Source organism: Paenibacillus sp. FSL R10-2778, from assembly GCF_038593035.1.
Classification (GTDB): domain Bacteria; phylum Bacillota; class Bacilli; order Paenibacillales; family Paenibacillaceae; genus Paenibacillus_AQ; species Paenibacillus_AQ odorifer.
Map to the genome: position 1 here is coordinate 6874054 of NZ_CP151956.1, position 20264 is coordinate 6894317.

Annotated in this window: 19 protein-coding genes and 1 pseudogene; 3 read left to right on the top strand and 17 right to left on the bottom strand. The window is 43.3% G+C overall.

Annotation, left to right across the window (positions count from 1 at the left end; genetic code table 11):
- Positions 1-107: 107 nt before the first annotated feature.
- From NST40_RS30740 to NST40_RS30755, 4 genes are all read right to left on the bottom strand, one after another.
- Positions 108-365, bottom strand: a complete 258-nt coding sequence (locus NST40_RS30740; protein WP_076219977.1) for a hypothetical protein — start codon at positions 363-365, stop codon at positions 108-110.
- A gap of 22 nt (positions 366-387) precedes the next feature.
- A complete protein-coding gene (locus NST40_RS30745) occupies positions 388-657 on the bottom strand; it encodes a hypothetical protein (protein WP_076219976.1) in 270 nt (89 codons plus the stop codon).
- A 104-nt stretch (positions 658-761) separates the two neighbouring features.
- Positions 762-1238: a hypothetical protein gene (locus NST40_RS30750; RefSeq protein ID WP_218640427.1), complete on the bottom strand. Its 477-nt coding sequence runs from the start codon at positions 1236-1238 to the stop codon at positions 762-764.
- 325 nt (positions 1239-1563) lie between these two features.
- Positions 1564-2400: a helix-turn-helix transcriptional regulator gene (locus tag NST40_RS30755; RefSeq protein ID WP_076219975.1), complete on the bottom strand. Its 837-nt coding sequence runs from the start codon at positions 2398-2400 to the stop codon at positions 1564-1566.
- A 930-nt stretch (positions 2401-3330) separates the two neighbouring features.
- Between NST40_RS30755 and NST40_RS30760 the strand changes: the two are divergent.
- Positions 3331-3558: pseudogene (locus NST40_RS30760) on the top strand (DDE-type integrase/transposase/recombinase); the annotation flags it as partial.
- Between the two features lie 87 nt (positions 3559-3645).
- On the opposite strand, the gene NST40_RS30765 reads toward NST40_RS30760, so the two are convergent.
- Positions 3646-4617, bottom strand: a complete 972-nt coding sequence (locus NST40_RS30765) for an aldo/keto reductase (protein ID WP_076220813.1) — start codon at positions 4615-4617, stop codon at positions 3646-3648.
- Between the two features lie 373 nt (positions 4618-4990).
- On the opposite strand from NST40_RS30765, the gene NST40_RS30770 reads away from it, so the two are divergent.
- Entirely contained in the window at positions 4991-5338 is a 348-nt protein-coding gene (locus NST40_RS30770) for a MarR family transcriptional regulator (RefSeq protein ID WP_256718960.1), read from the top strand.
- Positions 5339-6105: 767 nt separating this feature from the next.
- Here the strand turns inward: NST40_RS30770 and NST40_RS30775 are convergent.
- From NST40_RS30775 to NST40_RS30795, 5 genes are all read right to left on the bottom strand, one after another.
- Complete coding sequence (locus tag NST40_RS30775) at positions 6106-8349, bottom strand: U32 family peptidase (RefSeq protein ID WP_076276324.1); 2244 nt, start codon at positions 8347-8349, stop codon at positions 6106-6108.
- A gap of 110 nt (positions 8350-8459) precedes the next feature.
- A complete protein-coding gene (locus NST40_RS30780) occupies positions 8460-8600 on the bottom strand; it encodes a hypothetical protein (RefSeq protein WP_179086990.1) in 141 nt (46 codons plus the stop codon).
- Between the two features lie 697 nt (positions 8601-9297).
- The gene (locus NST40_RS30785; RefSeq protein ID WP_076218800.1) at positions 9298-10095 is read right to left on the bottom strand and encodes a class I SAM-dependent methyltransferase; all 798 of its coding nucleotides are present in this window, start codon (positions 10093-10095) and stop codon (positions 9298-9300) included.
- A gap of 268 nt (positions 10096-10363) precedes the next feature.
- Positions 10364-10843 (bottom strand): 23S rRNA (pseudouridine(1915)-N(3))-methyltransferase RlmH, encoded by a 480-nt coding sequence (rlmH, locus tag NST40_RS30790; protein ID WP_036677839.1) that lies wholly within the window; start codon positions 10841-10843, stop codon positions 10364-10366.
- A gap of 255 nt (positions 10844-11098) precedes the next feature.
- Entirely contained in the window at positions 11099-11449 is a 351-nt protein-coding gene (locus tag NST40_RS30795; RefSeq protein WP_076276325.1) for a helix-turn-helix transcriptional regulator, read from the bottom strand.
- 142 nt (positions 11450-11591) lie between these two features.
- On the opposite strand from NST40_RS30795, the gene NST40_RS30800 reads away from it, so the two are divergent.
- The gene (locus tag NST40_RS30800) at positions 11592-13004 is read left to right on the top strand and encodes an MFS transporter (protein ID WP_081398230.1); all 1413 of its coding nucleotides are present in this window, start codon (positions 11592-11594) and stop codon (positions 13002-13004) included.
- 98 nt (positions 13005-13102) lie between these two features.
- Here NST40_RS30800 and NST40_RS30805 read toward each other — a convergent pair whose 3' ends face one another.
- The 7 genes from NST40_RS30805 to NST40_RS30835 form a co-directional block, all read right to left on the bottom strand.
- Positions 13103-13270, bottom strand: a complete 168-nt coding sequence (locus NST40_RS30805) for a CxxH/CxxC protein (protein WP_063829780.1) — start codon at positions 13268-13270, stop codon at positions 13103-13105.
- Positions 13271-13501: 231 nt separating this feature from the next.
- Positions 13502-15253, bottom strand: a complete 1752-nt coding sequence (gene cydC / locus NST40_RS30810) for a thiol reductant ABC exporter subunit CydC (RefSeq protein ID WP_341004185.1) — start codon at positions 15251-15253, stop codon at positions 13502-13504.
- Positions 15250-17016, bottom strand: a complete 1767-nt coding sequence (cydD, locus tag NST40_RS30815; protein WP_076219261.1) for a thiol reductant ABC exporter subunit CydD — start codon at positions 17014-17016, stop codon at positions 15250-15252. Before cydD ends, cydC begins: the two co-directional genes overlap by 4 nt.
- Positions 17016-18032 carry a cytochrome d ubiquinol oxidase subunit II gene (gene cydB, locus NST40_RS30820; protein WP_076191480.1) on the bottom strand — a complete coding sequence of 339 codons (1017 nt, stop codon included), beginning with the start codon at positions 18030-18032 and terminating at the stop codon, positions 17016-17018. The genes cydD and cydB overlap by 1 nt, the downstream gene beginning before the upstream one ends.
- A complete protein-coding gene (locus NST40_RS30825) occupies positions 18019-19422 on the bottom strand; it encodes a cytochrome ubiquinol oxidase subunit I (protein WP_076124303.1) in 1404 nt (467 codons plus the stop codon). Before NST40_RS30825 ends, cydB begins: the two co-directional genes overlap by 14 nt.
- A gap of 222 nt (positions 19423-19644) precedes the next feature.
- Positions 19645-19872, bottom strand: coding sequence for a cold-shock protein (locus NST40_RS30830; protein WP_036677829.1), 228 nt, complete (start codon positions 19870-19872; stop codon positions 19645-19647).
- Positions 19873-19964: 92 nt separating this feature from the next.
- Complete coding sequence (locus tag NST40_RS30835) at positions 19965-20165, bottom strand: cold-shock protein (RefSeq protein WP_019914582.1); 201 nt, start codon at positions 20163-20165, stop codon at positions 19965-19967.
- Between the last annotated feature and the right edge of the window lie 99 nt (positions 20166-20264).

Sequence of the window (20264 nt, forward strand, 5' to 3'; positions counted from 1 at the left end):
CACCTCCTAAAACTTAGGATTTTAATCACTCACAGACTAATTAATGTTAAAAAAAATTTGTGCAAGAAGGCATCTTTACCTTCTTGCACACAAACATATTAAAAAGTTTATTTCCAGTTTGACGAAATACTGGCAATACCTCCACCAACAGCTCCTATTCCAATTGATATCGCTGCTGCTCCTGCAAATTTGCTTGCCATTGTAGGTTCAGGGACGGCTAAAGCTGCTATTCCTCCAACTATTCCAGCTACACCACTAACTACCTCAGCTACGCCACCAATTATTCCCCAAACACCGCCTGCATTTATTTCGGACAATGCAGATTCATTTAGTTCAAAAAAACCATGGGAAATAGATAGTTCCATTTTTTACTCCTCCTTATTCAAATTATTTTTTTGTACCATAATCTAACATATATGCACCTGATGATACCATAGCAGCTGATGCACTAATACCTGCTGCTACTCCTATCACAGGCGTACCCACAACGCTACCGCCAATCCCCGCAAGTACGCCCACAAGAGGAGCAGCTCCAATAGCGATGGCTCCCGCTGCCCCTACAAGGGCTTGCCAAACACCTCCGCCATCTACAAACATCAATTCATCATTTGTTAACTCAATAAAATTATTATTCTTAAGAATCAGTGCGCTTGTCATTATTAATCCTCCTTTACTATTTTTACTTCATTTATGTATTTCAACTGTAATCCTGATACATAGACTAGTACTATGAAGCAAAAAATTACAGCTAAAATCGTCATTTATACGATTGATGGATTTACTCCTACATAAACATCCACAATCATATCATCCATGGATTGCCCCGGGTTTAAGTCAACAACATTTACATTATAAGCTGCTGTTATCGGTTGCAGTCCCTTCTCACTAATATACTGATTTAATTCGTTATATGTATTCTGTAACGTATTGGGATTGCCTTCATGTCTAGCATAAACTGCATTTATGAGGTGAAAGACATCTTTAAATTTATATTTACCATACAAATTTGCAGGCTTATCTATTGGAACCAAAATCTCTGTATCTAATAGTGGCTGTTCATTTGATTGCTCAATTGCAAAGGTAGCAGTTACAATGGGACCATTTTTTTTAAAACTGTTTTGCTCAAGGAATTCACCAATACTCATCATTTCCTGTTGTATTTCTTGTTGAGTCATTTTCTTTCTCAAAGACAACACATTCTCAATTTTAAATTCTTTTCCTATTTCTAATATTTTCATATGCAAATTTATTCTCCCTTCAATGAAGAATCGAGTTTTGGCAAGTCATCCAACCTATCGTTTGCCAATAAATCATCAAATTTAAGCAATATATAAAATTTCTGTATAATTGTCGTTGAACGAACACCGCTGTGGAGACATCATAATTAGATCAAAGCCTATCAGCCTTCTACCTTCTTCACTCGAAACCACATATAACTCTTTTTTCAACTTATAGAAACATTTTACTAACCTCTAGGTTTTTTGTTAACTACCCCAAAGGGTAGGTTTCTAGAGTCATGTAATTGCCCGGGTGAACTATACTGCTAAACGACGTCAAGCCAGGTTAACTCTTATCAATTCCAGAAAACATTACTTTCTTCACAAACTCAACCTGATGGTTAACCCCTACCTTCTCATAAATATGTTTCACATGAAAACGGACCGTTTCCTGAGAGATAGTAAGCATTTGGGCAATCGCTGAACGGCTGTGGCCTTCCAGCCAGCAATAAGCAACTTCCTTTTCCTTATTTGTCAAATGAAAGTCCTCGAAATTCCGATTGATTCGTTTCTTTTGCGCAATGGGATTCATCCAATCCAAACGCTCCTCTATATTGCGTACGATCTTCTCCACCAACAGTACTGCAAAGATCACATCTTCTACTGAATCAAAGGACATATTTAAATAACCGAGAACTTTCCCCTCTGATTGAATAGGGGTACAGATGGAGGACCACGAGAAAAACAACTCGAGGCTATGCTCTTCCCCTTTTACTACTGTAGTACTTCCAGATTCCATCGCTATAGAAATAGCATTGATTCCTAAATCCTTCATAGCAAAATGTGTTCCAGGTGCTATATAATGCTCCTTCAACTGATTCAATTGTTTAGAAGAAGCAAATAATTGCAGGCACATCCCTTCATCATCTGCCAATAGAAACAAATGAGGCGGGGCAACAGAGGTACTTATGCTTTCTAGTTCCGTTTGCGTCACATGTACCAAATTGCCGTGCTTCGCTAGTTTGCGGCTCAGTTCCCGCCCTGCTGTTTTGGTTCTGGGGGACACTGGGCTACGCTTTGACTCTTGAAAGACACGATCCCACTGTGTCTGTTCCCGCTTTGAATACTCTTGAATTGATATCCAAGATCTAGGGACAATTGGACTTTCACGAAACAAATTCATGTTGAACACTTCCCTAATTATGAAATGTTTTCTTCACCCATTCTTTCAGATTTTCCATTCCAGATTTTCTATAATTTTCATCCTCTCCCTATTTGCTCAGCCACCTCAGGCGTTCTAAACTCTTCCAGAATGACCCCAAATTACTCTACCGTGAAAAACCTTTATTGGGATATGATGGAAGTTACTAAAAAGCGTTTTTTTCACATTTATCTGCTATATTACAGATTTTATATAAATTACTACAACTATAGGAAATGAAATTGGCTAACGGCGAAAATCCAACTTTTTGCAATCCGACGAAGATTGTGTTATACGCTGACTCTAATACAGTCAAGCAACCGAGTCCAAATCCCCTGCGATTTATGGAACTATCCACGACTGCACAAAAAAACATCCCGTCAGCTTCCGGGCATTTTTGCCTACAGATTTTAGGAGGGGATAGTCTGGTAAGCCAGGTAAGATCATCTCATTTTTTAATTGGTTTACCGTAATGTATCCAAGCACAAAGTTCAACTCGACCACAAAATATACATTTCCATGTAAAACAACGCCATCCCCGACACAAGGGGTGGCTTCTTATGTGCTCGGCACTTTGGGGTTGCTCATTATGCTTAGCCAACTCAAAGCGAGAGAACGCCGCAATGATGTAAGACATACCAGGCAAATGAGAGCCGTGCGTGAACATAATAGATTGGAAAAATCGAAGTTTAATTCGCATAAAAAACGTCCTAATCATGGAAAATTACTAAAGTGGAATAGCAAGGTTGGATGCCCCTCGATTACCTTAAAATAATACGACTGCATGATTATATTGAATAGACCCGAGTTTAGCCCTAAAGAATTGGGCATGCAAAAGACTGGAAGAAAGCAATAAAAGGTCAGAAGTTTAAACATTATCCTGAGTCACTAAAGGCGAGATTGTGGGGTTCCCATATCAGCAGATGTAATGACAATCCACTTGTATTAGATACATTTAAAAAGGCCTTTGAAACGCATAAAGACGTGACTGGACTGATCGTTCACAGCGATCAGGGATACCAGTACACGTCCCATGCATACCACGACATGCTGCCACAGATTGGAGCCCAAATCAGCATGTCACGCCGAGGCATTTATTATGACAACGCCTCAATCGAGAGCCTCTTCTCTCATCTGAAAGTCAAAGCACTCTTTTGTGGCTCCCCTTTCGTGGGAGTTTCCATGAAGAGTTCAATACATAGGATTCGTTGTATAGATGTGTCCAATTTATACTAATGGATGTGGTACATAAAGTTCTTCTAAACTGGTAATTTCTTCAGGTGTCAATTTAACTGACAACGCCGAAACGGCATCTTCGAGATGGCTGGTCTTGGTCGAACCGATAATTGGGGCGGTGATCTCTTCTTTTTGCAGCAACCATGCAAGAGCAACTTGTGCGCGTGGAATTCCTTGGTTAGCAGCGACTTCCGCAACTCTCTCTGCTACTTTACGATCAGCTTCTTCCGTTTTAATAAACAACGTTTTAGCTATCTGGTCATTCTCGGATCGTGAGGTCTGATCATTCCAATCCCTAGTTAACCGGCCTGCAGCCAAAGGCAGGTAAGGAGTGACGCCAACTCCCTCGTCTCTGCAAAGGGGGAGCATTTCTCTTTCTTCTTCCCGGTAGAGCAGGTTTAATCTATTCTCCATAGAGACGAACCGTGTCCAACCGTTGCGCTCTGCAACATGCTGAGCTTTCGCAAACTGCCATGCCAGCATGGAAGATGCTCCGAGGTATCTGACCTTGCCCGCCTTAACTAAATCGTGAAGAGCCTCCATCGTCTCTTCAATCGGCGTATTTGGATCCCACCGATGGATCTGGTACACATCGACGTAATCTGTTCCGAGTCGTCTTAGACTGTTATCAATTTCGGTCATGATGGCCCTGCGGGAAAGTCCCATAGCATTCGGACCTTTGCGCATCGGAACAAATACCTTTGTAGCTATGACGACTTCGTCACGATGAGCGAAGTCCTTTAAGGCACGCCCGAGGATTTCTTCGCTTGTTCCGTCGGAATACATGTTGGCGGTACTGAAAAAGTTGATGCCCAATTCGAGTGCCCTTTTAATAATCAGTCTGCTTGGCTCCTCATCCAGAGACCATGGAGTATTGCCGCGTTCAGGTACGCCGAAACTCATGGTTCCAAGGCTTAACTTCGAAACCTCTAACCCGCTGCGTCCAAGCTTCACATATTCCATTTAATAACACACTCCTTATATATTTGTAGGGGAAGGCGTTACGCCTTTAGGTTTCGTGGATCTCTCGGTGATACGTCGCTCGTGATTACATTACCAAGGTAGCTGACGTCTCTCGTTTAAAAATTTGCCTGTCGGACCGTCCTTATCGAGGAGCGCAAGGCGCACGGTCGAGTTGATGCATCAACCTAAACACAATACCACTCCCTTAAGTTGACATATCAACCTATGGATACATAGTAACACCTTGTGGTTGATGCGTCAACCGTGATATTATATTCGTATGGATATAAACGAACTTAACGAAGATGAAATGCGGATATGGAATATGTGGAAAGGCTCCTTTAAACGAATCTTCGGTCGGGTTGTAAAAGAAATGTCTGAACACACAGGACTCTCAGAAGGTGATTTTGGAGTATTAGACCGGCTAGTCCAATTTGGCAATGGTAAGCTTCGCCAACAGGAATTAGCTGACTCGATGGACTGGGATAAGAGCCGACTATCACATCATCTAACGCGGATGGAAAAACGAGGTCTAGTTCTAAGAAAACCTCTAGACACAGATCGCGGTGTTCAAGTCATCATTACTTCCACCGGAAGGTCAGCCTTAGACGAAGCCCTTCCCATAGTCTCAAAGGCAATACGCAAGCATTTTCTAGATCTATTAACCGATCAAGACATTGAGTCGATTACTACACTTGCGGAAAGAACAACAACATCCTGATTACTGTTTTTGATGTAAGGAACCGGCCCCTTCCGCCAAAATAGCAGAGGGGGCATTTTCTTTCTTATCGGGCAGAGGGAAGATTCTCCGCAGGCATCCTTGTTATATGTTCCCCTTCCCGATCCGCCACGTGCTTGAACCCCGTTCTGACTATAATCCAAGTTTTTATCACTAAGACCACCAACCCAAAATGAAAGAAACTTGCCCCTACTTATGATACGGTTCACCGTAACATCTATAGAACGAAATTGAAGGCCTCACTGTTCCTTCATCCCTTAACTCTTTCGCTGTTCACTCCGCACTCTCCCCGCCCTGCGCCAATCTCTCCAAAAATCTTCTTTTACGATACAGCATCCGCGCGGCCTCGGCTGCCTCTTCCAGGGACACAAGGTAGAGCTGGGTTCAGAGATATCGTTAATTAATCTACACTACTATTCGATTTCTTCGTGATAGTTAACCTATCATGTTAGGACTACCTAAGCATCTTAACTAGAAGTTCGATGTTTTGGACCTAGTCTATCGTCCTTAAATTCGAAGGTTAATTCGATCCTAAGATTTCTACAACTAACCAATGTAGATTCAACGATAAGGGGATTTCTGCTGAAAAGCAGTCGCCTCTCCAAAAGACTTTTCCTTACTTCTGACACGTTCACTGCGATGGTTGAAGCGGCAAGTTTTAGAGCCGCCCGGTACTGGGCGGCTCTTTCTTGTTCTTTTATGTTAAGCTGAACGATTAGCAAGGAAGACAGCGTCATCCCTTTGGCTACCTACACAATCTCTTTATTAAAATGTCCTCTTGTGTCTGTTTCCTGATTAAAGACAGCATTATTCATAGAGCCATTTAATTTGCCTGACGCCATATTAATGACTTTCACAACCCGCTCTTTGGATTCAACTGTGAAGTTTAATCTGAGCGCCTCGATTCCTTTGATGTTTTGTAGCTCATCTAAAAGATTAAGCGTCTTCCCATTAAGGAGAGTCGTTGTACAATCATTATGGGAAATGATAGGGAACGTTCCGTGCTCATCTTTTAACTCATAGCTCTTCGTTTTGCAAATTCTGCATTGATTCATTTTTTTCATCGGACAATATTTTGTAAACATCAAAGGAACCTTGCCATATACAATCATTTCCAGTGCAGGATAGCCGTCATTTTCTTCATAATAGGCATTCCTTAAATCTTCAATTTGGCTCTTATTCAATTCATAAGATAAAGTGACTCGTTTTGCACCTAATTTATATAATTCATAGCAACTAGTAGCATTAACAACATTTAGAGAATAGTCCGTAACAAACGGATTCGTTTCTCTGTAGTGATAAATTCCGCCATATCCTCCGATTAGTAGCTGCCCTTCTTTTTCCTTATAACGATTCTGATTTCTTCTAACAACATTTTCATAATAGATTTCCTTAATTCCACAGCTCACGCAAGCATCATACTGCTCCTTAGTCGTTACAGAGGCCGTAAAGTATGGTTTTTCAGGGGCAAAACTTATTTTTTCTTTTGCTTCCAAAGCCTTGGTTCTTTTCTTCTGGCTGTTAAGCTTTAGGTCATATAAGCCCAGTACAATATCTCTTCTTGCTGCATTTAACAGTTTAGCTGGAATAAAAGCATTGCATTCCTCAAAATCCACATGATTAAGTTCGAATATCGTATCATTTAATCTTGAAAATTGCTTGATTACCTGGTCTTTTGTTGTTGGATTATTAATGGCTTCGCCTAGTATTTCCTCGCTTTCATATGAATAATGACAGCCTAAGCCCTCCGCATCTATGACAAGCTTTGAATCTGGACGTGCATATACTCTAATATCGAGGTTAAACCGCTTAAATTCTTTTTCCAGTGATGATTCTAATTCTTTGTTATAGAAATAATCCTTCGTTTTATATACTAAATCTCCCGTAGACATCTTTTCTTTGATTTTGATATAGCAGACATCATCTGCTTTGTTGATTAATTCGCCCTCTTTATCGTACAGTTTTGCAACCGTTAAATTAACATCTTCATTGTTGTGACTGATTCGAATGGTATCGTTCTGATTTAAAGGACGTGTAAGTGTTATTTCATACCTATCTTTAACAATCTTGCTGATTGTTCCAATTTCATAACCAAAGTGATTAGGTCTTAAAATGTTTGTAATATTTCTCCTATCTTCGTGAAACAAATATCCTTTAGTAAATGTTCGATTGAATGTTTTTTTCAGATTTTCTTTATCTACTTCGGTTATTTTATGATCTAAGGCCATGCGATATTTGGATACAACATTAGCAACATACGTAGGCACTTTCATTCGGCCTTCTATTTTTAAAGAATCGATTTCTTTTAAATCCTCGATATAGTCGATTGTGTTTAAGTCCTTGGTAGATAGAATATGGTTTTTCCCTAAAGATGTACCTGTTGTCTTATCCATGAGTTCATACTCCTTACGGCATGACCCCACACATCTTCCGCGATTTGCGCTTCGATTACCCATTAATCCTGACATTAGACAGTTTCCCGAGTAAGATACACATAAAGCACCGTGAACGAAAATTTCTAAAGGTATCTCAGCTTTTCTTTTGATCTCTTTTACTTTTTCAATCTCAACCTCACGGGACAGAACAACTCTTTTGGCACCAAGTTCTTTTAATAATAAAGTTCCGTCTAAATCGTCTATTCCCATTTGAGTTGAACAATGTGCTTCCATATCAAGAAAGTTTTTAACGATATAATCGAACGCAGTCAGATCCTGGACGATAATGCCATCCACACCGATTTTATTTAATTCGTGGATCTGCTCTTTCATCTCTTCAACTTCGTTTTCAAAAACGATGGTATTCATTGTAACATAGAGTTTAACGTCCCTCAGGTGCGCATACGTAACCGCCTCTTGTAACGATTCTAAATCAAAATTAGATGAGTATGCACGCGCACCAAATTTTTGCATTCCTAAGTATATGGCATCACAACCATTAGAAATTGCAGCTTTTAAAGCTTCCATATTTCCTGCTGGAGCTAGTAATTCAGTCATTTCTTCCTCCTTATGATCCATAAATAACGGCAATGCTAGTTTGTCCAAAGGTGTTCTTAAAAGTACATCGTCAGGTCTGCATGTTGTTGAAGAACGGTTAAAGGTCGTTTTCACGCTTTTGTTATTGCTTTTCTTAACAGCAGGTTTCCGCTTGCCGTACTGCGTTCTCTCTTCTTCTTAGTCCCCTGCTTCATCCCAGTTAAGATGGGTAATACGATAATAACTACTATAAATCCGATAAATGACGACATGGCCGCTCCCGTTTAAATTAATAAGATTATTAGAAAATTAAATTTCAGACTATTACCATTAATCATAAAATAAGAACTATACTTAAGCTGCAGCAAAACGCACAAGCCAATGGCTTGTGCGCTTGTTTTAAATGACCTCATTTGCTCTGAGGGACGTATCTCATAATAATTCTTTAAGTACATTTTTCGCCACGCGTATCTTCTCATCATTAGCGTCACGAAGCATACCTACAATATCCTGAATATCGCTCTCAGCTGAGGTAACCATAAACTCTTCACTCCTCATGTATAGAGAATTATTTGGCTCCTGGAGCCAAAATTGAGCAGGAATTATGGGTGCCTAGCATTGCCAAGTAGCAAACATTTAATTTTACATAAGTATGAGCGAGCATCTGGCGCATTGATTAGCAGCCTTAAAAGAGCCTCCACTAAAATCGAAGTGGAGGCTCTTTTTACATTTTTGTTATTTCAATTGTATTGGCTTTCAACCGTTATGCCGTGCATTTCAAGTCATTTAAACTAATATTGAGTTCTGTTCTCCGCTTTACCACTATTTGTGATAAGGTTCACCGCGCTGTCTATAACGGCAAGTTTTAAGGCCATCCTATAGTGGATGGCCTTATCTTGATTTATTCAACTACTATAGTAGTTCAGCAAAAGTATAAGCCAAAAGAGTGCTTCAGACCTACATGAAAAATTATAACTTTCTTGCCCATATAATAGCGCGATTTGTAGCTTCACCAATCGGCTCCGGAATTGGTTCAGCCGTATAATTTTGATAGGTATGCTCTATGGTAAACCCTGCATCTGATAGCCAATCGTAAACTTGCATTTGCGTAGGAATGTGCTTATACCAGCACTTGGTTATATTGATTTGCTCACCACTATTTGTGGTAAGCTCCCAATGACCAGTTCCGGTACAAATTTGGGTTATGGGGTCATACACGCTCCCATAACTAACGGTTCGACCATTCGTGCCCAATTCGTCTGTCCCTTTGAAATAGCTGCTCTCTTTCAACCTATTGAACCGGGCCGTTGGATTATTATGCAGGTCAAAATCCATATAAAGATGTCCACCCGTGCGAAGCGCCGCAGCAGCATTTTTAATAAGAGTCTTTTGTGCCTCTTTGTAATCAATTTCGCTTTCAATATTAATCAAAATATTACCTGCCATGACTACGAGATCAAAAGCAACGCCCCATACGGAAATTGCTGCATCAGCTTGGTAACAGCGTATATTTGCTAAGCCCGACATCCGGCGATAACAGTTCAGGAGCATATGTTCATCGACATCAAAGCCTGTAACGAAATGATTCGCCTTTGCAAGAGGGACACAGATCCTACCACCGCCGCAGGCGACTTCAAGTATATTTTGTGGTTGGTTGCCTGTTTGCTCTGTAAGTACTCTTAATAGAAAATCGACGTCATGTGTTTGGTTTTCGAACTTTTCATACATACTGGCATACCAATGTTTTGCGATAAAATCACTTTTCACAGATTTACCTCCAATTTTAAGGAGGGTTAAAGTATAGTCACCCTCCAAGAAATTATGCGGGCGGACAATTCTGTTGTATTAATCATCTGGCATCATCCTTTCAACATTTAACAGATAGCGGGAAAACAACAAAAAGTAATAAAACCTGTGTTTCTCCATGACTATAACTGAAAAAAAATTCACTATCAATGTAAAAATTCTTTATATCTATCCTCCCCGCCCAACAAGCTCTAACAGGCTCCTGGCGTTTCACCCCAAAAATTTCGCCCTACTTGTGATACGGTTCCCCCCGATTGATCTTCACCGCGCGATACACCTGCTCCACCAGCACCAGGCGCATGAGCTGATGAGGCAGCGTCATACGCCCGAAGCTCATGCGTTGCTGCGCGCGGCGCATGACCTCGTCGGAGAGCCCATGGCTCCCTCCGATGACGAACACGACATGGCTTGTCCCGTAGGTGCCGAGCCGGTCAATTTCTGCGGCAAGCTCTTCCGAGCTCCACAGCTTGCCGTCGATCGCGAGCGCAATGACATGCGCCTCGCTCTTAATCTGTGCGAGGATGCGTTCGCCCTCGCGTCCCTTCACCTGCACCACCTCTGCTTCGCTTAGAGAATCGGGTGCTTTTTCATCTGCCACCTCAATGACCTGAAACTTCAGGTATGGTGTCAGCCGTTTTGCATACTCCGCGATGCCATCGATCAAGTACTTTTCCTTCAATTTTCCTACGCCAATAATTTGAATAAGCATAAGTGCCTCCTGTCATAATCCTCTATAGAAATAGCAAAAGGACGCGCACTGGGCGTCCCTTGTAGTTTTAGTAAGTCCTTCTGTTCTATCACATATTTGTTGGAAAAGAAACGACAATTAAAACGGCTTACTCTTGCGCATTCTCTAAATGGCCTATTTTTTATGCAATCCCTGGATCTCCTGATCCCCAGTATTCCTAGATTGCCTGAATCTAGAATTTCATGTATTCCCCGTCCTCAGCAGGTTCAATCCCCCCTACTTACTCTCCCCCTGCTCCTCCATCACAAAATCCGGTTGCTCCCCAGCTTCATAAGCACTCAATATAGAGTCCAGCAAGCCTGGGAAACGTGCATTAAGATCCTCAGTCCGCAGGGACAACATGCGCTGTGTTCCTTGAACTCGTGTAAAAACAACCCCTGACTCGCGCAAAGTACGGGCATGGTGAGACATGGTGGATTTTGCGATAGGGACGTTGAAGCCGTTGCAAGCCTGTTCTCCATTTAAGTGAATATCCGATACGATATGTAAGCGAATCGGATCGCTGAGTGCATACAATACGGAGGCAAGCTGAATGTCCTTGCGGTCCGGATGAAATAGTATTTTCACGGATGATTATCCCCTTTTGTCGTACGATGAATGCGAAAAAAATATTGGTGTTCCTAATTGCATTTTATATCAACGCATGCTATATTTCAATTGTTCGTAAGTAATCGAACTATTAAACAATAATAAAAGGAGCGCTTCGCACATGACTTCTGTAAATAACCTCTCCGCGAATGCGGATCATGAAGCCTCCGTTCCGGAAGCGCCTCTTCCACGAGAAGGCCTACTGACCCTGCTGTTCAGTGTCGCTGTGGTTCTCGTCATCATGAATACGGCTATGTTCAATCTGGCGCTGCCTGATGTGACCGAAGCATTTGGGATTACGGCTGCGTCCGCTTCTTGGATTGTCACTGGGTATTCCATTATGTTCTCGATTGCCTCAATCACGTACAGCCGGCTTTCTGATTTTCTGCCGATTCGCCGTCTGTTGGTTATAGGCTTGTTGACGCTGGGCCTCGCGGCTGTTGCCGGCTTTTTCAGCACCAACTTTATCTTCCTGCTTATCGTTCGCATTCTCCAGGCCTCGGGCGCGGGCGCGGTAATGTCCTTATCTCTTGTCCTGTTTACCCGCTATATCCCGCAAGCCCGCCGCGGCAAAGCAATGGCGACAATTATGTCAGCCGTCTCGCTGGGTCTAGGGCTTGGGCCGGTCGCGGGCGGAGCCATCGTCGAATATCTCGGTTGGATTTGGTTATTCTCTGTAACGGCAGCTATTCTGCTTCTAGTGCCGCTGTTCCTTATTCTGCTGCCCAAAGAAGTACCCACCCGTGGCTCCTTTGATGTGCTTGGCGGGCTGTTCTTCGGCGTCGGCACGACCGGGCTGCTGCTGTTCCTGACCAGCGGGCTGTGGATTGCCTTGATCGCCGGAATTGTCGCCATTGCTTTATTTGTTGGCCGTATCCGCAGCACACCTGATCCATTCGTGATGCCGGAGCTTTTCCGTAACCGCTCATATCTAGTGTTGGCTCTGATCGGAGTTGCCTCCTACCTGTGCAGCTTTGCCACGTTATTCCTGCTGCCGCAGATTCTGACTCACCGTTTCGGCTTCAGCGCAAGCCATGCCGGGCTTGTGATCTTTCCGGGTTCGCTGCTCGCCATCTTTGTCTCCCGCTCCGTGGGACGAATCATTGACCGTTATGGCAATGCGGGGATTTTACGTTTTGCACCATTGCTCGTATTGACCGCTACCATCCTATTCGCTTTCTTTGCTGGGCGGTCATGGATTGCCGTCATGTTCATCTATATGATTATGAGTCTGGCCTTCACGACACTGTCCAGTAGTGTATCCAATGAAATCTCTCGGATTCTGCCTTCTTCGCAAATCGGCTCTGGGATGGGCCTGTTCCAGCTGCTGCAATTCTTTAGCGGCGCCTTCAGCGTAGCTATGGCCGCAAGCGCTCTGGAATGGCAGCGCGGACTGCCGCTTTCTGCAGCCTACTCCAATATCTACTGGGGACTCTCTATTGCAGCATTGATCGCCATCATCTCAGCTATTCTCTACCGCCGAGGCAACCGAAGTAGCTTGCTGACCGACATAGTAGATGCAGCAGATGCATAAGACCTAATCGGCTAACACATATATTATTTCATGCAAAAAAACACCCTGCGGCCCATTTTCGGGACTGCAAGGTGTTTTTAATAAATTTTAACAGTCCTTTAGACCACTAAATATTCCGCATTCTTCTCACATTCCGCACATTTGGCCGGCGGGTCCCAGTCCGAGAACTCGGTCTCCTTCAAGTCCACAATATCAGGTGCATCCTCATACTCGTCCACAAATTTGTCGATGGCTAACTCTACATGTTCTTTACATACTACATACATTCAACCAAGCATCCCTTTCTGTGCCGCTGCGGCCTAATACTCCTTCTATTGTTCTACCATACTTCCCACGAAAATGGAACTCCTATCTATCCATTCCAGCAATCTGTTCATCCATTGTCTATATTCTTACCCTACCAAAAAAAAAGATTCCTCCCACCCCAAACGGGCAAAAGGAATCTCTTCACTAATATCTCTCTAATTTCTATAAATGTTATCTGCAAACTCTCCATCCTACCCTAGAAACTCCACTGGACGATCCAGCTCATACAATCTGCGGTAACGTGGTTCTTTTTCCATCAGCTCTGCATGGGTTCCACGCATTTCTACCGAGCCATTTTCCATAAAAATCACTTCATCCATCTGCTCCGCACCAACCAAATGATGCGTTACCCAGATCAGAGATTTACCGTCCATAGCTTCAAACATCGTCTGCAAAAGATCACGCTCCGTGCTTGGGTCCAACCCTACGGTCGGTTCGTCAAGAATGACGACAGGTGTATTTTGCAGCAAAATACGAGCTAACGCTATCCGCTGGCGCTCTCCACCGGAGAAACGTTGCCCTGCTTCACGGACAAAGGTATTGTATCCATCTGGTAACGAGGAGATCAGCGTATCCATTTTGGCTAATGCTCCAGCTTCTTTAATCGCTTGTTCGGAAGCCTTCGGATCACCCATGCGAATATTGTTCGCTACCGTAGTATCAAATAAGTGTGGGCTTTGATTTAGCACCGCTATAATAGACGGAATGTTATCGCCATAGGCAGCAGCCGCGATTCCATTAATCATAGCCGAACCTGCAGAAGGTTGGATAACCCCTTGAATAGCCTTTAACAACGTCGATTTCCCTGCCCCGCTACGGCCGATGATGGCAATTTTTTTGCCTTGTGGGATGTCGAGGCTGAGATCACGAACCGACCAATTATCCTCTGATCCATAGCGGTAACCCACATTTTCGAGCTTGATATGAGCACTTTTTATGGCCTGAGGTAGAACATCGACTACAGATGCCTGTTCGGAAACTATATTCTGCTCTTCTCCGACCACTCCAGACAACCGCTCCAGCGAGTTACGGTACTGCGGGATTTTCTCCACCGCTTCGGATACTGGCAAAAAAGCATCTGCTACAGGAAAAACAACCAAGACAAACGCCGCAATCAACGTACCTGCAATAGCACCATCCGCATACTCCCCGGCGGCCCAATATAACATCGAAAGTACACCAACCCCAACGACTGCTTGCCCGATGAACGCACGTAGACGCGCCCAGCTGCGCAGCGCTGCATCAGTTTTGGCCACTTTTTTCTCATCTGCTTCATAGGTCTCCACGAACTGGCTTTGCCGTCCACTAATGACCCAATCGCCCATACCGAGAACGGCGTCCGTCAGCTTTTGATAGAGGCGATTACGCTCTACCTTCACTTCACGTTGACGTTTCTGGGTGAACAACAAAGATATAAGCGGCAATACCACGACCAACACCAAAATATACAAAGCCATTAATAACGCAAAACCGATATCAAAGGTGCCCAACGCAATCACTGCAACCCCGTAGATCAATAAAGCAATAACACTTGGAAATACGGTTCTCAGATATACATTTTGCAAATATTCGATGTCATCAGCTAACATCCCGAGAATATCCCCAGTACGGAAACGCGACGACAGGAACAAGGCCTGTGGCTCCAAAATATTGTACAGGCGCACACGCATTTTAGAAAGAATCCGTAAAATGGTGTCATGCCCAATCAGCCGTTCCACGTAGTGAATGACTGCCCGGCTTGTTCCGAACGTACGTACACCAACAATCGGCACGTAGATCATCAGGATATTTTCGACTGGTGTAGACGCTTTTGAGATCAGAAATCCTGAAGTATACATCAATGAAGAGGCAGTAAAAATCGTCAACGCCCCAAGCACAATAATTAGCACAAAACGCCAAAAATACGACGATACATAGGGAGCAAACCATCCTTCACGTTTCAATGGATTCCCTCCAATTGCGACCCAATCAACTCATAATACGCACCCTTGCGGGCAAGTAACTCCTGATGGGTACCGATTTCTGCCACTTGGCCTTGCTTCATTACTACAATAATGTCCATATCGAGCATCCAGTGCAGGCGATGGGTAGCCAGAAAGACCAGCTTTCCTTCAAAAAGGGGCACCATCGTCTCCTTCAGCTCATATTCCGTTTCAATATCCAGATGCGCCGTTGGCTCGTCTAGAAGCATAATCGGACGGCTGCTAAGCAGTGCCCGGGCTAATGCCACCCGTTGCTCCTGGCCACCGCTGAACGAACGGCCGCCGCCACCAATCATCTCATCTAAGCCATGCGGAAGAGTATCCACCAAACCCGATAAACCAGTAGCTTTCACTGCCGCGGCAACAGCCTCCATAGAAGCCTCAGGGTAATAAAAACGTATATTATCAGCTAACGTACCGCTAAAAATATACGGACGCTGCGGGATATACGAGGTCTGTTTTCGCCAAGCCTCATCCGTTAATGCACTAACCGTAGTACCGTTAACCGTGATACTTCCTGAAGTAGGGTGTAAGAAGCCCCCTAATATATCCACTAAAGTAGATTTACCGGCCCCGCTCTCTCCGATAATCCCAATTTTGCTAGCTCCTTTAAATTGCAGGTTCAGCGCTTCCAGCGAAGAAAGCCCTGCTTCCTCATACTTCACGCTAACGTCATTTAATGTGAGCACGCTATTCTCATGCCAAGTGAATATTTGTTCCAATGTTTTTGCTGCAGAACTGACAGATAGATCACCGTTAGGGACGATTACTTCAGCCTTCACCTCATCTTGATCTATAATGCTCTTCATTGCTTCAGCGGCTTCTTTCCCATCCAAAGTAGCATGGAAATCTGAACCTACCAATCTGACAGGCAGGAAATATTCCGGAGCCAAGATTAGAATCGTTAAGCCCGTAACCAATGTCATTTGTTCATTTACAAGCCGCAAACCAAGACTTACCGCTACAGAAGCTACTGACAGCATAGTGAAGAAATCCAGGGCGAACGATGACAAAAAGGCCACTCGCAGCGTACGCATGGTCGCCGAGCGATAACGATCGCTGACAGTAGCAATGCTGTCGCTATGACTACGACTGCGTCCTAGAAATTTTAATGTTTCTAGCCCACGTAATGAGTCTACGAAATGATTAGATAATGTACGATACGATTTCAATTGCCGATCCATTTGCTTACGGGCCGTCATCCCAATCAAAATCATAAAAACAATAATAATCGGCATAGTTACCGTAAGAATAATCCCGCTCGTAGTGTCCATCGTAAAGACGTAAATAAGCACCAAGATCGGTGTAACAGACATCCCTACCATTCTAGGAATGATCGCTTCCAGATACGTGCGGAATTTAGTTACGCCTTCCAGCACTAGTGTAACAAGATCCCCGGTTCCACGCCCGCCCACCATTCTAGGGCCAAGCTGGAAGAGCTTGTCCATCATTTCCCTCCGCATAGTGCTGCCCGTTGCTTCCGCGAAGCGGTAAGAGACACGGCTCATCAGCATAGCACAAGCATGGCGCACAAGAAATGCAAGAAGGAACAATAGCGCAGTGCCCCATTGTTCCTTCAGAGGTTCTCCCGCAAATAGCGCAGAGATGACTTCTGCCAGCGATTTAGCCAGCAGAAGTATGGACAAGCTTTGCACCAGGGTAAGGAAGCCTACAATCAGAAAGACTGGCTTAACTCCTTTATACCCAAGCAAGTTTTTATCCATTAGTATTCAAGATGCTCCTTCTCGTGAACCCGTTTATGAAAGACAAAGTAACTCCAAATTTGATATCCCAATACGAACGGAAGGATAGTCAGTGCCACAATCGTCATTACCTTCAAAGAGTAATGGCCCGAAGCCGCATTGGTGATCGTCAAATTAAAAGCTTGATCAATTGAACTAATCATAACACGCGGGAACAATCCTACAAAGATAGAAGTTACCGAAAGCGCCATTACCGCTCCTGTCATTCCAAAAGCGTAGCCATCCTTCTTCTTCGTCATGAAGTAACCGGACAGTACAAAGGCGATAACTCCCAGGGCTACAATAATCATAAGAATCGTTCCACGTTGCTCGAAAATATCCGTCATATTATAAGTCATAATCACAAAAGCAGTAAATAAAGCTGCGAGTGGGATTAGCAATTTTTGAGCCAACTTGCGAGCGCGAACCTGTAGATCACCCACTGTACGCAGCGTTGTGAACATAAGACCATGCACCAGGCACAGAAGGACAACAGTAAGCCCTGCTACTACAGTGTACACATTCACGATATCTGTGAACCCTGCATACATTTGCATATCCCCATCAATAGGCAACCCTTTGATAAAGCTTGCAAATACTACTGCCAAGAGGAATGGTGGAAGGAAGCTGCCGATAAAGATACAAGCATCCCAAGTTCTTTTCCAAGCCAATGAATCACGTTTACCTCTGAATTCAAAAGCGACACCACGCGCTATCAAAGCTAATAAGGCAAATACAAAAGGAATATAGAATCCACTAAACAGCGTTGCATACCACTCCGGGAAAGCCGCAAACATTGCACCCGCAGCTGTGATAAGCCATACCTCATTCCCATCCCAGAAGGGTCCGATCGAGTTAATCAGAACACGGCGCTCTGTATCATTTTTAGCGAGAATTTGTGTTTCCATCCCTACGCCGAAATCGAAACCCTCCAGGAAGAAGAACCCTATAAACAGAACTGCAATCAGCACAAACCACAATTCATTAAGAGATATCATGGGAACCCTCCTCGTTATATGGATCATTCGAATCGCCGTGATCGTTATCCATCGCATAAGGACCTTTTTTAATCACTTTAATAAACAATCCGACCAACACTAATCCTAGAATTAAATAAATCGTTGTAAAAGAAATCACGGAGAACAGAACTTGACCACTTGTAATATTAGGCGACACACTGTCTTCCGTTGTCATCAGTCCGAATACCGTCCATGGCTGACGCCCGAATTCGGTCATAACCCAACCGGCTGTATTCGCAATCGGAGGAAGCAACAAGCCCCATAACATAAACCGCATAAACCAAGTGTTCGGACGGTCCATTTTTTTGCGCCACATTAAGTACATAGCGTACATTCCCAATACAATCATTAACGTTCCTGCTAGAACCATGATCCGGAAACTCCAGAATGTCGTACGTACAGGTGGAATATAGTCACCGGGGCCATAGGTTTGCTCATACTCCGCTTGCAGCTCAAGCATACCTTTAACTTCACCGGAAAATTTACTGTATGAAAGGAAACTCAGCATATAAGGAATTTGAAATTCTCCACTACTAATTTGATTCTTTGGATCAATGTTTGCCCATACGGTCCAAGGTGCCGGGTCACCACTCTTACCCCACAGTCCTTCGGAAGCTGCCATTTTCATTGGTTGAGTTTCAACCAAATATTGCGCTTGGGCGTGACCAGCAACAGCTACACCAATAGAAGAAATAATCCCTACGATGGCTGCAATCTGAAAAGACTTCTTAAAGAAAGAAACCTCTTGTTTCTTCAATATTTTATAAGCACTAATACCAGTTACAAGAAAAGCACCTGTTGCATAAGCAGCCAGTACTGTATGTGGGAATTCAACCAGCAATTGTCCGTTCGTAATAAGCGCGAAGAAATCATTCATTTCTGCACGTCCATTATTTATCTCAAAACCCACAGGATGCTGCATAAAAGAGTTAGCCGCTAGAATCCAGAATGCAGATAACATCGTACCGAATGCTACCAGCCAGATGGACAGTAAATGTACTCGCTTGGACACCTTATCCCAGCCGAATATCCATATCCCAATAAAAGTAGACTCCAGAAAAAAGGCTGCCAATGCCTCAACTGCAAGCGGAGCCCCGAATACATCACCAACAAAACGTGAATAATCGGACCAGTTCATCCCGAACTGAAATTCCTGCAAGATTCCTGTAACTACCCCTACTGCAAAATTGATGAGGAATAGCTTTCCCCAGAACTGCGCCATTTTTTTGTACTCTTCATTACCTTTTCTAACGTACATTGTCTCCATGATTGCAATCAAGAGCGCTAGTCCGATTGATACCGGTACAAAGAAATAGTGGAATATTGTCGTCGACGCAAATTGTACACGCGACAGCATTACTGTATCCATATTTGTCCCTTCCTTCTCCCCTTTTCGTTAATTATATTCTGTCAAAAATTTAAACTTCTTTTTGTGATAAATGTCACATAAAGATAGTCATTTAACGGTGAAATTCAAATGATTTGTGACAAAGATCACAATTTAGCATAAAGAAAGCAAAAAAAATAAGACGGTTTACCCGTCTTGAGTGGTTCGTCGTTCTATTAAATGCTTGACTCATTTAGGTATTGGTTAGATGGAAATACCCTTCTTCAGCGATTTGAGATCGCCATTCGAATTAAGCAATTGGGGTAGCATCTTCGTGCTGCGAACCATTGGAGAGTCACATAGACGGCAAGAAGGCGCATGTTCAAATGCGAAATTATCCCTCATCCATCCGTTGCATCCCTCATTGGTACATGCCCAAATTGCGGTATTTTCTTCCGGTATTTCTTCCAAAGGTTTCTTCCGGTAGTTCATTGCCGTTCCTCCCATCCTGTAAGTCAATAGTGAGTAACTAGATATAAAAAGACCGTCCCAACTTTCACAAGCTGGGACGGTTTCTTCTATTATTACAGTTTTACAACGTTTTCGGCTTGTGGTCCACGGTTGCCTTGAACAACGTTGAATTCAACGCGTTGGCCTTCGTCCAAAGTTTTGAAGCCGTCGCCAGTGATTGCGCTGAAGTGAACGAATACGTCGCTTCCGCCTTCAACTTCGATAAATCCGAATCCTTTTTCTGCGTTGAACCATTTAACTGTACCTGTTTGCATGTGTGTTACCTCCACAAATTTAAATTAATATGTTCTTTTTATCTTCAAACAAAGAAAAAATTCACACATTGAAAAAGGTTGTATTACCAAATATGACAG